We start from the raw sequence: 13,910 nt of genomic DNA, 5'->3' as shown, positions 1-13,910 counted from the left end.
CACGCGCGCTGCAAGTGAAATGCCACTTATGCCCTCACCTCTACCTGATGGACCCGTGCCCGGCCCCGGAGGGATTCACCCCGAGGCAAGTCACAGGACATGGATTACACGGATACCAGGTCCTGCCAGGAGGCAAGCTCGAGCCCGTGGGCGTCGCTGACGGACTTGTGGGCGACCCTGCCTGCGGCCACATTGAGGCCTGCCGCAAGGACCGGATCCTGCGCCAGCGCGGTCTTGACACCCTTGTTCGCCAAAGCGACAGCGTAGGGGAGGGTGACGTTGGTGAGGGCATAGGTGGAGGTGTTTGGAACCGCCCCCGGCATGTTGGCCACACAGTAGAAAACGCAGTTGTGCACCTGGAAAGTAGGGGACTCATGCGTGGTGGGACGGCTGTCTTCGAAGCAGCCTCCCTGATCGACTGCGATGTCAACCAGCACACTTCCCGGTTTCATTCGGGAGACCAGTTCGTTACTGACAAGCTTGGGGGCTTTTGCCCCCGGAATGAGCACAGAGCCAATCACCAGGTCGGATTCGACTACTGAGCGTTCGATTTCATAGCCGTTGGAAGCCACTGTCTGGAGACGGCCCCCGTACTGGGCATCCAGTTCCCGCAACCGACTGACATTGATGTCCAGGATGGTGACGTTCGCGCCCAGGCCCAGCGCCATGGCGGCGGCGTTGGTGCCTGCGACACCTGCACCGAGGACGGTCACCTTCGCCGGCCGCACGCCCGGTACGCCGCCGAGCAGAACACCTTTGCCTCCTGCAGGTGCCATGAGTGAGTTCGCGCCCACCTGGACGGCGAGCCTGCCTGCCACCTCGCTCATAGGCGCAAGCAGGGGCAGGAACCGTCCGGTTTGAACGGTTTCGTAGGCGACGGCCGTGACGCCGGATGAAAGGAGGGCTTCGGTCAGATCAGGCTCAGCAGCCAGGTGGAGGTACGTGAAAAGTGTGAGACCCTGGCGAAAATGACGGTACTCCGCCGCTACAGGCTCCTTGACCTTGAGGACCATGTCTGCGCGGCCCCAGAGCGCGTCGATGTCCTGGACAATCTCAGCGCCGGCGAGCACATACTCCTGATCCAGAATGCCGGAGCCTTCACCCGCGCCGGTCTGGACGAGGATCTCGTGGCCGTTGGCCTTCAGCTCGTGCACGCCAGCAGCAGTGATGGCCACGCGGAACTCATTGTTTTTAATTTCTTTGGGAACGGAGATGATCATGCCGATGCTTTCTGAGAGTGGAAAGTGGTTGGAAGACAACGACGGGTTCGGTGTCTCATGGCGTGTATCGCTCACCTCACCGTGAAAGATTGACGAGTCTTCAGGCGCTACTCTTCCACCTAGATTACGGCTCAGTCCAATACCAAAGGGTCCTTGACTGATGTCAAACAAATCATCAATGAGGGCGGCGGGCGGCGGGAACGCTGCGATCTGGCCATTTATGATTGGTTCCACATTAATTGTTTCAGGTTTGGTATTTGTTTGTCATCGATGCACAGAGGAAGCTGGTGTGGGGGGCAGCACATGCGCAGCGGACATGGGCCGTTCTACAACGCAGTCGCGTTCTATGCCTGCTCGTGGGGAAGCTAGTGCCAGCCGCGCTGAGCTGCACGCCAATATCTATAGGAGAAGAAATGTCAAGACAGCAGGCTCTGTGGAGCGCCCAAGCTCACATGCCAACCGTGCTCGCCAACGAACCAACGGTGATTGTCGAGGCCCATGGGGCTTATATCACGACTGACAAAGGCGAACGTTACCTCGATGGGGCTGGCGGGCTTTGGTATGCCAACGTGGGCCACGGCCGTGAGGAAATCGCCGAGGTGGCAGCGGCGCAGATGAAAAAGTTGGAAACCTGGCACGTATTCGGCCGTTACCTCAACGACCGCGCAGTTGAACTGGCAGAAAAGATCGCAGCTCTTGCGCCTATCGTCGACCCGAAGGTCATCCTCACGAGTGGTGGGTCCGATTCCGTCGACATGGCATTGAAACTGGCCCGGCGGCACTGGCAGTTGCAAGAGAAGTTTGAAAAGTTGACTATCGTCAGCCGGCACAACAGCTATCACGGTCTTCATGCCTTTGGGACCAGCGTCGCGGGCCTCGAATTCAATAGGGTTGGCCATGGACCCGGTCCGCTCATCCCAGACACACTCCTCGTTGATCCCTTCGACATCGACCTGGTTGAGAAAACCATCCGGGATTTCGGCGGCGAACGCATTGCCGCTTTCATCGCAGAGCCAGTAATGGGCACAGGCGGTCTTGTGCCTCCACCAGCCGGCTACTTTAAAAGGATCAAGGAACTCGCGGCGGAGTATGACTTCTTGGTTGTGGCCGATGAAGTGATTACCGGATTCGGGCGTCTCGGTACATGGTTCGCATCCGAGCGATTCGATATTCAGCCCGACATGATCACCTTTGCCAAGGGCATCACGTCCGGTTACATGCCGCTGGGCGGCGTGCTCGTCGCCCCGAAGATTTGGAAGCAGTTCTTCGAGGGTCAGGACGCTCCGATTCTGCATCAGGGGCTCACCTATTCCGGCCACGCCACGGCTGCGGCCGTTGCGCTCAAGAACCTTGAAATCCTTGAACGGGAGGATCTTCTCGGACGGGTCCGTTCGCTCGAACCCATCCTGGCCCAGGAGTTGGAGTCGCTCCGCGGCACCCCGGGCGTCCAGGACGTTCGCTACGTTGGCCTGATGGGCGGCGTTGATCTTGCACCCGGTATCTCCGGCGTAGAAGTGGTGGCGGAGATGGAACGCCGCGGTGTCCACCTGAGGAACCTTCCGAATGACATCCTCATGATCTCACCTCCGTTTATCGTGACGCAGGACGAGCTCAGGCTCATTGTGAGCACTATTCGCGACTCGCTTTCCACAGTCCTGAGTCGGCACTGATTCTGGGGAATTCCCCTAGGCCAACCTAGCCAGGTTGGCCTAGGGCCTCGCGCACTAAGGCCCCGTTTCAAGCATCAGGACTTGCGTGCCAGTGGTACCGCAGCCAGTAATAAGGGGCCCGGAAACCTGTGGAAAATATCGCTGCCACAACCTGCCTTCGATCATTGTCAGATTAACCGCACATTTACTTCAAGGGAGAAGTTTCGTTGATACCACCTCAGAAGAAGGGGTCTGGCGCTCGTCGGGCCGCCTTAGGCTCATTTATAGGTACCACCGTAGAATGGTATGACTTTTACGTATATTCCACTGCGGCAGCCCTCGTGTTCGGGACGGTCTTTTTCCCCGATACAGGGGATAGGCTGACCGGCATCGTAGCTTCTTTTGCCACCTTGGCTGTTGGGTTTTTCGCGCGGCCCTTGGGGGGAATCGTTTTCGGCCACATTGGAGATCGCTTTGGCCGGAAGAACACCCTCGTAATCACCCTGACGATGATGGGCATCGCCACCCTTCTGATCGGTTTCCTGCCTACTTATGCTCAGGTAGGTTCGTTGGCCCCTGTACTGCTTGTCATCCTGCGCTTCATCCAGGGATTGGCTGTAGGAGGCGAATGGGGTGGGGCAGTACTGATGGCAGTCGAGCACGCTCCGGAAGAAAAGAAAACCTTCTACGGAGGCATCGTCCAAGCAGGCAACCCTGCAGGCGCCCTGCTCGCCACCGGGGCATTCAGCATTCTGACGTTGAACGGCAAAGAGTTCCTGCTCGAGTGGGGGTGGCGCCTGCCATTCCTCGCTTCCGCCCTGCTAATTCTGGTCGGAATTCTTATTCGCATTGGTGTCCAGGAATCCCCGGTCTACGAGAAAGCAGAACGGAGCAATGCCACCGGCCAGCAAAAATCGCCACTCCGGGAAGCGGTCGGCAAGAACTGGCGCACGATCCTCCTGGGGATTGGAACTCTGCCGGCGGTTATCGGTGGCTATTACCTTGTAACTACCTTCGTTACGGCATATGCCACAGGACCGGAGATCGGTGCCTCAGAGACATTGATCCTGAGCGCACTGTCTGCCGCCTCCCTTGTTGAACTTGCGTTCACCTTCATCGCCGCACATTTCGGAGACCGATTTGGAAGAATCCGGGTTGTAAAATTTGGGGTTATCGGCATGGCGATCTTGGCGGTACCGCAGTTTCTCGTCTTCGACTGGGGAAATGAAACCGCGATCTTTGCCGTGTTTATACTCATGCGTGTCGCGATATCCAGTATTTACGGGCCCGCAGCCACCATGCTGGCCCAAATGTTTCCGCCAACTGCGCGCTACACGAGTGTTTCGCTTTCCTATCAAACGGCTGGTGCAATCTTCGGTGGACTTTCACCTCTCGTCTCGGCGATGCTGCTCCAGGCAACCGGGAGTATCTGGCCGGTTATCTTGTTGCTGCTTGCGATGTGCGCACTCAACTTCATTTGTGTAGCAGTTGCGCCGCAGAGGAACGATGCGGAAGACCTTGCCCGAGAAGTCGAACCAGCACACCAGTAACCAATCTCGGCCGTGGATCGGTGGTTTTGTTCCTAGTGACAGCCCCGTATTGAGGCACGGATAAATGGGGCCCGCGGTCTGCACGGTGACCGCGGGCCCTCGCCAGTGCACTCGAACAGTCGCTGCGGATGTGGCGGCCGCTTTTCCAAGTGGCCGCCACTCCCATGCACCAGCCCATCATGGAATCGTGGACCGCAATCGCGACGCGGTCCCCGCCAAGCTAAGCCAACGCAACCCCGACGAGCTATCCGAAGCCATCCCCTGTTGGACGCATTCCACGACCCGAAATGGGGCCCTTCGCAGTTAAGCATGGTTGGGCTGGAGGCCCGGCAGAGGCACTGGCGGTCGGTGTTGTTTAGACCGAAGACCGGGCCACCGGGGCGCGGAGAACGTGGCCTTGGAAGTTGCCGTTTCGTATTTGGCCGTGTTGACCGGGAGGTGCGCCCGGGCTTGCAGAGCCGTAGATCGTCCGCGCCGCAGGCCCATTCCGGTGGCGGACGGTGTGCCTGCGGCGCGGATGATCTGCAGCGGGACGAACCCGCCCGGAACTCCCCTTGGCGTACCGGGAGCACGTCGCGAAAGGACCACGGACCCTGAACAACCCGAAGGACAGACCGATGACCACTAATTCCTCCCGTCTGCCCCTCACCGCCACCTACCGGGGCGCCGGAAGGAAGCGTTCGCGCACCCATCGCGGGACGAGTCCCAAGCCCTGATCCAACCGTTGATCCTCGAAATTTCCGGCAGGATCAGCCGCCGGGTTGCGCTCCTGGAGGCGTCATCGAGTGACCCGGCTCAAGGCTCCGAGGACCTGGCCGCCCTCGCATGGATCCGGCAATCCCTAGAAGATATTGAAGCCACCATCCTTGGACTGTCGGAAGCAAATCGCCGCCGTTCTCCAGCGTCCCCGAATCCGGCCCCTTCTTCTGCCGGAAGCCTGGTCTCCTAAGTTCCGCCGGACCGGCCGCCCGCCTGGATTTCAGCCCGGACCATGCCGGCAGGCTGCCGCTCCTCCCCACGACGCCAGAACATCTGGCGTGTCCGAAGTACTCATCACCGCCCTGAGAATAAGGACTCATCACCATGCACGCACCACCCGAACGTCTCCTCATCGCCGTCCACACCCGAAAAGAACTGGACGCCGCCCTGGATAAAGCGGTGGATTTCCTGAAGCCGGCGGCGGTAGCTGAACAAGTCGGCATCTCTGTCACGCGGCTGGCACCGGGCCGCTATGAAGCGCGCCTGGACAGCAACGTTCCCCCGGGCGTGACACTCGAAAAGTGGGGGAACGAGCCGCGATGAACGGACGGCAGAGGGATCTCTCCGGCGCGCCGGCCGGCAGCGTGTTTAATCTGCTCTGTCCCGCTGCCCGCCGGGCCGGGTGCTCGCTGCGCACGGCGGCTCTGAACGCCGGGCCGGGGAGAACCGGGTTGAAAGAGTCGCTGACGGAATGCGAAATCGACATCTTCCTGTCCCTGGTCCGCGGCGACCGCGTCGTTGTGAGGGATCACGAAACCGGGGCACTGTGGGGCGGCTGGATTGACATGACGTTTTCCGACCACGGATTCATCTGGGTGATCACCGACGTCGGTGAGCGGAAGCTGCTCGACATCGGCGTGCACACGCTCTGGCGGCCGGAGGAGTCCGGAGCGTGTGGCAGCGTTCGCCGGGAAGCCGGTCGCCTTGAGGACGACAGGGCTCTGACCACTGACATCAGCCCCGGCAACTAGAATACGGTGCTGAGCCTGTTCCTTGCCCGGTCCAAGAGCGTGTTCCCGGCCCGCAGGAGCAGCCGCTGCCGGAGGCCATCACCACCGTGTGGGAACCCGCCGTGGTCCAGACCTGCATTGTTCACCTGATCCGCAACACCTTCCGCTATGCTGCCCGGCAGTACTGGGATGAAATGTCCCGGGATCTGCGCCCGGTCTACACCGCGCCCTCCGAAGCCGCGGCGAAGGAACGCTTCGGGGAGTTTTCCGGCAAATGGGGCAGGCAGTACCCGGCGATCACCCGGCTGTGGGAAACGCCTGGAGCGAGTTCGTGCCGTTCCTGGACTACGACGTGGAAATCCGCCGGGTCATCTGCAGCACCAACGCCATCGAATCCGTCAACGCCCGCTACCGGCGCGCGGTCCGGGCCCGGGGACATTTCCCCACCGGGTAGGAGGCCCTGAAATGCCCCTACCTGGCCACCCGGGCACTGGACCCCACCGGCAAAGGCAGGGCACGATGGGCCACACGATGGAAGCCGGCACTGAACGCCTTCGCTTTTCCCCTTCGAAGGAAGAATCAACTAAATGCCAACCGCGGATCCACCGTTAAACAGACACTCCCGAGTTCACCGACCCCATAGTAGAAATATGGCAGGCGAACACTTAGGCTCCCGGCAGTTCTTGAGGCAAAACCTCTTCCGCCAGGCTGAGGATGGTTTTGAGTCCGGGATTTTGCGAGTCCGTCTTCCAAGCCATCCGTAGTTGTACGCCGTCGATCTCGTCGGAAACAGGGATGAATGAAACTCCATGGTGATCGGTATTCTCCGCCACGGAGGAGATGGTGAGCATTGTCCCTACCTCTGCTGAGACAAGCGCCAGTCCGGTGTACGAGTCCGGGGCTTCTTGAACAATGCGGGGCTCGAATCCCGCTGCATGGCAGAGGCGGAAAAGGCGGTCCGTGAGGACCGACCCGGGATGGGCTGGCAGGACGACGAACGGCTCGTCTTCGAAGGCCGAGACTGGGGTGCTGTGCCTGCCTGCGAGGGGATGGTTTTTGGGCACGGCGAGCATAAGTTGCTCGTTGACCAGAACTCGCGTCTCGATGCCTGCGGGAATGTGATCCCAGCGGCCAATACCGATGTCCACCTCGCCCGTCAGAACGCGGGACATGGCAGGCTGTGCGTAGTTTTGGCTGGAGAGTTCGAGCACGAGGCCGGGAAGCCGGGAGCGTGCGGCGCGAGCGAGGCGGCCGACCATCACGTGGGTGGAAGCACCCGCGAAGGCAATCCTCACGCGGCCGGCTTCTCCACGGCCGGCCGCGGCGACGTCCTGCTTGACTCGTTCCACCTCTGCAAGTATCCGTTGGGCGGGGCCAATAAGCGCTTCGCCTGCTGCCGTAAGACTGACCGAGCGGGTACTGCGTTTAAATAGTTCAGCGCCAAGTTCATGCTCGAATGCTTTTATCACGCGGCTAACCGGGGGCTGAGCCATATGGAGCCGGCTGGCGGCTCGCCCGAAATGTAGTTCCGTGGCGACCGCCAAGAATATTTTGAAGTCCTTGATCTCCATGGCCTCATTATATCTGGATCAAGTAACATTGCTCCCCTCATCTATGACAAATGAATTATGGCTTTCAGGCTCCTCTTCCCGGCCCCGATGAGGCTAGACCGGTCACTTCATCAAGCACTAGCACTGAGGGATGGCGTCGGCTCGTTCCTTCCGCGCCTCTGGAGTACGAGCTGGACAAGGTCACCAGGCTGAGAAGCCAAGAAAGCACGGCCGTCCCGTCGGACGACCGTGCTTTTTTGTTACTACAAGCCCCGCCGGAAGCGCGGCCGGAACAGGTCAGGAGAAGGCCGAGATGCCGGTGATCTCACGCCCCAGGATCAGGGACTGGATGGAATCGGTGCCTTCGTAGGTGTGGACCACTTCCATGTCGGTCAGGTGGCGGGCCACATGGTGCTCCAGCAGGATTCCGTTGCCGCCGAACATGTCCCGGGCATCCCGGCACAGCGTCCGTGCCTTGTCCCCGGTGAACATCTTGGCCAGGGAAGCCTGCTCATTGCTGAGCCGGCCCTCGTCCTGAAGCGCCGCGGTGCGGAAGCAGATCAGCTGCATGGCGGTGAGGTCCGCGAGCATGTTGGCGAGTTTATTCTGCACGAGCTGGTAGCTGGCAATCGGGCGGCCGAACTGGACCCGTTCCCGGGCGTATCTGACCGCCATCTCGTAGGCGGCGGTGGCATGGCCGAGCGATTCCCAGGCCACGGTGCTGCGGGTGGTGTTGAGCACCGCTCCGACGTCGCGGAAGGACCGGGAATTGGCCAGCAGGTTTTCTGCGGGGATCCGCAGGCCGTCGATCTCGATCTGTGCCTGCTGGACGGCCCGCTTTGCCATCTTTCCCGTGATGGCCTCGGCGTGGTACCCGGCGGGGTAGCTGCCGTCGTCGTTCTTTTCCAAAACGAACGCCTTCACCTTCGCATCGGCGGTGTCCCGGGCCCAGATGATGACGAGGTCCGCCACATGGCCCAGCCCGATCCAGCGTTTGGAGCCGTTGATGACGTAGTGGTCGCCGTCCCGGCGCGCGGAGGTTTCCAGGGCCACGGAGTCGGAGCCGTGCTCCGGTTCCGTCAGTGCGAAGGCGCCCAGCTTTTCCAGTTTGGCCATCGCCGGGAGCCAGCGTTGCTTCTGCTCGCCGCTGCCGAGCAGGTTGATGCTGCCCATCGCCAGTCCCGAATGGACGGCGTTGAAGGTGTTGATGCTGCCGTCACCGCGGGAGAGTTCCATCGCGACGAGGCCGGTCTGCAGCCGGGTCAGGCCCGGGCAGCCATAGCCCTGGATCGCTGTGCCGATGATTCCCAGCTCCGCGAACTTGGGCACCAGCTGATACGGGAAGTCCGCCTTCTCCCAGTATTCGTTGATGACGGGGGTGACGTCTTGTTCGACGAAGGAACGGACACGGGCGATCAGTGCCCGGTCGGTGTCATTGAGGTAGTCGTCCACTACATAGAAATCGGAATTGACGGACAGGTCCGTGGCGGCGGTCATCAGTGCTCCTCAGGGGATCGTGTGGGAGTGCCGGCAAGGGCGCCGGCCAAAACGGGCTCGTCCGCGCCGAGCCAGGCCCGGACCAGCCCGGCGCCGCTGTCCAGATCGGGCGGGGTGAGGTCGTAGCTCACGGGGGTCTTGGACAGCCGGATGGGGTTGCGCACCCCGGGCTGCGTGCCCTCTCCGTGCCCTACCGTCACGACGGGCTCCAGACCGATCCGCTCGGCGAATGCGATCCCGGCGTGCAGGTCCTGGATCGGTGCGCACGGGAGCTTCGCGTCGGTGAGGATGTCGAACCATTCGGAGGCGGTCCGGGTCGAGAGGCATTCCACCAGGAGCGGCCGCAGTTCCGTGCGGTTGGTGCTGCGCAGCGGTGCCTGCTCGAAACGCGGATCCACGGCCAGTTCCGGCCGGCCGATGGTGGCGCAGAAGGTGCGGTACTGGGCGTCGTTGCCAATGGCGATGACCAGCTTCCCGTCGCCGGTGTCGAAAGGCTCGTAGGGGTAGATGCTCGGATGCTCGTTGCCCAGCCGGGCCGGGGCAACCCCGCCCAGCACCACGGCTGCGGTCTGGTTCACCATGCCGGAGAGTGCGGAGGACATCAGGTTCATTTCCACCAGCTGGCCTTCCCCGATGCGGTCCCGGTGCCGCAGGGCAGCGAGGATGCCGATGCAGGCATGCAGGCCGGTGATGACGTCGAACACCGCAACTCCGGAACGGAAGGGCTCGGTGTCCGGCGCTCCGGTGAGGTCCATCAGCCCGGACAGCGCCTGGATCAGCAGGTCGTAGCCTGGGAGCTGTGCACCGCCGGTGGTCCCGAAGCCGGTGATTGAGGCGTAGACCACGTCCTTGTTGGTGGCCGCGACGGTGTCATAGTCCAGGCCGTAGCGCACCAAGTCACCCGGTTTGAAGTTTTCCACCACGACGTCGGCCCGTTCCGCAATGCGCTGGGCGGTCCTGCGGTCGTCCGCATCACGGAGATCGAGCTTGATCGAGGTCTTATTGCGGTTGATCGAGAGGAAGTAGGTCGAGTCATCGCCGCGGGTGGGCGGGCGCCACGCCCGGGTCTCGTCCCCGGCCGGGCTCTCGATCTTGATCACGGTCGCCCCGAGATCGGCCAGCAGCATGGTGCAGTACGGTCCGGCCAGCACCCTGCCGAAATCTGCGATCAGGATGCCGCTGAGCGGGCCATCTGAACTGCGGCCGAATACCGACCTCTCAGCGGTGGCGGAGTGTTGGCTGTCCATCAATGGGCTCCTCGCATAGTGTTCTCTTCCTCCACCATGACGGACCGCATTGCTATCCGTCCAATACCTATTGATGGCGGTTTTATTGCACGACAGACATAATTGGCCGGATCAACAACAGAGCGCGCTTACCTGGCCATACTGACATCACGCTCGGTTGCTTGGGCTCACTGTTCAGGAGTAGTCGTAGAACCCTTTGCCGGACTTGCGTCCAAGCTCGCCGCGCGCCACCATGTCGCGGAGGATCCGGGGCGGGGCGAACCGCTCGCCGAGCGTTTCATGCAGGTATTCGGCGATTCCGAGGCGGACGTCCAGCCCGACGATGTCCGTGGTGCGTAGCGGTCCGGAGGCGTGCCGGTAACCGAGTTCCATGGCGGCGTCGATGTCCTGGGCACTGGCCACACCCTCTTCCAGCATCCGCATGGCCTCCAGCGCAAGTGCAACGCCCAGACGGGAACTCGCGAAGCCTGGGGCATCGTGGACCACGATTGGAGTCTTGCCCAGCCCGCGAACCCAGCCGGTAGCGGCGTCGGCAAGTTCAGGGGCGGACTGCGGGCCAAGCACGACTTCCACAAGCGTGGACGCCGGGACCGGGTTGAAGAAGTGCAGCCCGCAGAGCCGCTCCGGCCTGCTCAGTGGGGCGGCCAGCCGGGTGACGGACAGCGAGGACGTGTTGGTGGCAATCCAGGCGTCCGCGCCAAGGCTGCGCTCAACATTGAGCAGCGCTTCCTGCTTGAGCGTGAAGTCCTCCGGAACGGCTTCGACAACAAGGCCCGCACCGCCGAAGTCCATGGCGTCCGTCGAGATGGCGAACCGGCCGAGCAGCGAGCCCAGATCCTCCGTCACGGCCGCCCTCTCAATGGCCTTGGCCAGCGTTCCGGTGACACGGTCCCGGGCCGCTGCGGCCGCCGCCGTGTCGCGTTCGACGACGGTGACCTCCGCTCCGGAAACCAGGAAGGCGTGGGCGATGCCGGCACCCATCCGGCCTCCGCCGAGAACACCTACCTTTGTGGGGACGCCCGGGGTTTTTATTGAGGTGGAGTTGGTCATTTGGTGGTTCCTTTGTGTTTTTTTCGGTCCAGAAATGCCTGCATCCGCTCAAACTTTGCCTCTGATTCAAAGAGGATGCCCTGGGCGAGTTCATCGATGGCCGGGTGGGCGGACCTGGGCGCGTGGAGGACACTCTTGGTGAGGCGGACCGCAAGCGGATCCTGGGACGCGATCCGGGCCGCGAGGGCGAAGGCCGCGGAAATCAGTTGGTCCGGTTCATGCAGTTCAGTGACGAGGCGAACCGCCATCGCTTCTGCGCCGTCGAGCACTTTGCCGGTGAGCAGTATTTCCTTCGCCAGGGGCTCGCCCACCAGTTCCACGAGGCGCCAGCCTGCGCCGGCGGCAGCGAGGATGCCGAGCCCGGTTTCGGGATTGCCGATCTTTGCCCGTGCTGTGGCGATCCGGAAGTCCGCCGCATAAGCCAGTTCAGCACCACCGCCAAGCGCAAAGCCGTCGATGGCTGCGATCACCGGCATCGGCAGCCGGGCGATCCGCTGGAAGAGGCCCGAATTGATGCCGGCCAGCGCATCATCACGGCGGCGTTCGCGGAGCTGGGCGATGTCCGCTCCGGAAGCAAAGATGCCCCCGGAGGCAACGTGCGCCCCGGAGAGGATGAGGATTCGGGGATTCCGCTCCAAATCGGCGCAGACGGTGTGCAACTCGTCCACCATGAGCCGGTCTATGGCGTTGCGGACTTCCGGCCGGTTGAGTTCGACGTGGACGGTCGCGCCGGCGTCGTGGATCTGGATCGTCTTCACCCGCCCACTGTGGCATTACTCATTAGTCATCGTCCAATACCTAACATTGGTCAACTTATTACTTTTGAGTCATAGATGGGCCTTTAGGGAAATGGGTTACGGCGATTGATCCATAATGATCATTGATCACCCTACTAATAAGTATTGGACGGCATAGCCGGAAGCTGGGATCGTGAGTGCTAAGACAAGGCCGTACCCGCAGAAAGAGTTCCGGACCATGAGCAACTACGCGACCATCAACCCGGCAACCGGAGAACGCGTTGCCGCGTTCCCCACCCTCACCGACGAGGAAGTGCAGGATGTACTCAAGCGCTCCTTCACGGAATACCGCACCTGGCGCTGCGCCCCGCTGGCGGAGCGGGCCGCAGTACTGAGCCGCATCGCCGAACTGCACCGGGAACGCTCCGAGGAACTTGCCGCGCTGCTGACCCTGGAGATGGGCAAGCCTATCGCCGAGGCCCGCGGTGAAGTTGCCCTCGTGGCCTCGATCTACGCCTACTACGCCGACAACGCCGAACGCTTCCTCCGCGATGAACCCTTGGAGATCAGCGGCCCCGGCTCGGCCGTCGTCCGCACCGAACCTATTGGACCGCTTGTCGGCATCATGCCCTGGAACTTCCCCTACTACCAGGTCGCCCGCTTCGCCGCCCCCAACATCGTGTTGGGCAACACCGTGATCCTCAAGCACTCACGCAACTGCCCGCAGTCTGCCCTGGCCATCGAGGCTGTCTTCCGCGACGCCGGGCTGCCCGCCGGTGTCTACATCAACGCCTTCGCCACCAGCGGCCAGATCGCCACCATGATCGCCGACCCGCGCGTGCAGGGCGTCTCCCTGACCGGCTCCGAGAAGGCCGGATCCGCCGTCGCGGAGGTTGCCGGGCGCCATCTGAAGAAGTATGTGCTGGAACTGGGCGGCTCCGACCCGTTCATCGTCCTGCCGGATGCCGACCTGGACAAGGCCGTCGCCGGCGCCGTGGCGGGCCGGATGTACAACGGCGGCCAGGCCTGCACGGCCTCCAAGCGCTTCATCATTGTCGGCGACATCTACGACGAGTTCCTGCGCCGCTACACTGAAGCCATGTCCAAGATCACCCCGGGTGACCCCACGGATGCCCAGACGTCCTTCGGGCCGTTGTCTTCCCAGGCCGCTGTCGACGAAATCGCCGAACTCGTCCAGGACGCCGTCTCTAAGGGTGCGACCGCCGTCACCGGCGGTGACGCCCCGAACGAAGCGGGCGCCTACCACCCGGCGACCGTCCTGACCGGTGTTACGCCGGAAATGCGGGCCTACTCGGAAGAGATCTTCGGGCCGGCCGCAGTCGTCTACCGGGTGGATTCCCCCGAAGCTGCCGTTGACCTGGCCAACGACTCGCCCTTCGGCCTCTCGAGCTCCATCTACAGCGCCGACGTCGAGGCCGCCCGGCAGCTCGCCGACCAGCTGGAAACCGGAATGGTCTGGATCAACAGCATCAGCCGCAGCGCCCCTGACCTGCCCTTTGGCGGGGTCAAGCGCTCGGGCGTCGGACGGGAACTGGCCCAGTACGGGATCAACGAATTTGCCAACAAGAAACTCATCCGGATCCCGACGGCCTAAACACGCACTGCAATCGCTGCCCGACGTCCTCAACAACGGCGGGCAGCGCCAACCTGCGCCTGCAAGCGGCTTCAAAGGAAAACGAG

The 13,910-nt window shown here is 62.2% G+C and carries 11 protein-coding genes and 2 pseudogenes; 6 read left to right on the top strand and 7 right to left on the bottom strand.

Annotated features, from left to right (window positions below; translation table 11 throughout):
* Positions 1-104 precede the first annotated feature (104 nt).
* Complete coding sequence (gene ald / locus ABHM97_RS20680; RefSeq protein WP_253033914.1) at positions 105-1,220, bottom strand: alanine dehydrogenase; 1,116 nt, start codon at positions 1,218-1,220, stop codon at positions 105-107.
* 368 nt (positions 1,221-1,588) lie between these two features.
* Here ald and ABHM97_RS20675 point away from each other — a divergent pair, with 368 nt between their 5' ends.
* The 5 genes and pseudogenes from ABHM97_RS20675 to ABHM97_RS20655 form a co-directional block, all read left to right on the top strand.
* Positions 1,589-2,890 (top strand): aminotransferase family protein, encoded by a 1,302-nt coding sequence (locus ABHM97_RS20675; RefSeq protein ID WP_349472058.1) that lies wholly within the window; start codon positions 1,589-1,591, stop codon positions 2,888-2,890.
* A gap of 206 nt (positions 2,891-3,096) precedes the next feature.
* Positions 3,097-4,419 (top strand): MFS transporter, encoded by a 1,323-nt coding sequence (locus tag ABHM97_RS20670; protein WP_349472057.1) that lies wholly within the window; start codon positions 3,097-3,099, stop codon positions 4,417-4,419.
* Between the two features lie 1,083 nt (positions 4,420-5,502).
* Positions 5,503-5,721 (top strand): hypothetical protein, encoded by a 219-nt coding sequence (locus ABHM97_RS20665; RefSeq protein WP_253033905.1) that lies wholly within the window; start codon positions 5,503-5,505, stop codon positions 5,719-5,721.
* 128 nt (positions 5,722-5,849) lie between these two features.
* Positions 5,850-6,149 (top strand): hypothetical protein, encoded by a 300-nt coding sequence (locus ABHM97_RS20660; RefSeq protein WP_349472056.1) that lies wholly within the window; start codon positions 5,850-5,852, stop codon positions 6,147-6,149.
* A gap of 65 nt (positions 6,150-6,214) precedes the next feature.
* Positions 6,215-6,715 (top strand): annotated as a pseudogene (locus ABHM97_RS20655) (transposase); the annotation flags it as partial.
* A 78-nt stretch (positions 6,716-6,793) separates the two neighbouring features.
* Here the strand turns inward: ABHM97_RS20655 and ABHM97_RS20650 are convergent.
* From ABHM97_RS20650 to ABHM97_RS20625, 6 genes and pseudogenes are all read right to left on the bottom strand, one after another.
* Positions 6,794-7,477, bottom strand: coding sequence for a LysR family substrate-binding domain-containing protein (locus tag ABHM97_RS20650; protein WP_253033915.1), 684 nt, complete (start codon positions 7,475-7,477; stop codon positions 6,794-6,796).
* Between the two features lie 48 nt (positions 7,478-7,525).
* A pseudogene (locus ABHM97_RS20645) lies at positions 7,526-7,699 on the bottom strand (LysR family transcriptional regulator); the annotation flags it as partial.
* Between the two features lie 276 nt (positions 7,700-7,975).
* Positions 7,976-9,175 carry an acyl-CoA dehydrogenase family protein gene (locus tag ABHM97_RS20640; protein WP_253033907.1) on the bottom strand — a complete coding sequence of 400 codons (1,200 nt, stop codon included), beginning with the start codon at positions 9,173-9,175 and terminating at the stop codon, positions 7,976-7,978.
* Positions 9,175-10,422, bottom strand: a complete 1,248-nt coding sequence (locus ABHM97_RS20635) for a CaiB/BaiF CoA transferase family protein (RefSeq protein ID WP_253033908.1) — start codon at positions 10,420-10,422, stop codon at positions 9,175-9,177. Before ABHM97_RS20635 ends, ABHM97_RS20640 begins: the two co-directional genes overlap by 1 nt.
* A 174-nt stretch (positions 10,423-10,596) precedes the next feature.
* Positions 10,597-11,472, bottom strand: coding sequence for a 3-hydroxyacyl-CoA dehydrogenase family protein (locus ABHM97_RS20630; RefSeq protein ID WP_253033909.1), 876 nt, complete (start codon positions 11,470-11,472; stop codon positions 10,597-10,599).
* Positions 11,469-12,230, bottom strand: a complete 762-nt coding sequence (locus ABHM97_RS20625) for an enoyl-CoA hydratase/isomerase family protein (protein WP_253033910.1) — start codon at positions 12,228-12,230, stop codon at positions 11,469-11,471. The genes ABHM97_RS20630 and ABHM97_RS20625 overlap by 4 nt, the downstream gene beginning before the upstream one ends.
* A 217-nt stretch (positions 12,231-12,447) precedes the next feature.
* Here ABHM97_RS20625 and ABHM97_RS20620 point away from each other — a divergent pair, with 217 nt between their 5' ends.
* A complete protein-coding gene (locus ABHM97_RS20620; RefSeq protein ID WP_253033916.1) occupies positions 12,448-13,824 on the top strand; it encodes an NAD-dependent succinate-semialdehyde dehydrogenase in 1,377 nt (458 codons plus the stop codon).
* Positions 13,825-13,910 lie beyond the last annotated feature (86 nt).

Source organism: Paenarthrobacter sp. CAP02 (genome assembly GCF_040137855.1).
Taxonomy (GTDB): Bacteria; Actinomycetota; Actinomycetes; order Actinomycetales; family Micrococcaceae; genus Arthrobacter.
Note: the sequence above shows the minus strand (reverse complement) of the source record. Positions and strands in the feature narration are given on the sequence as shown.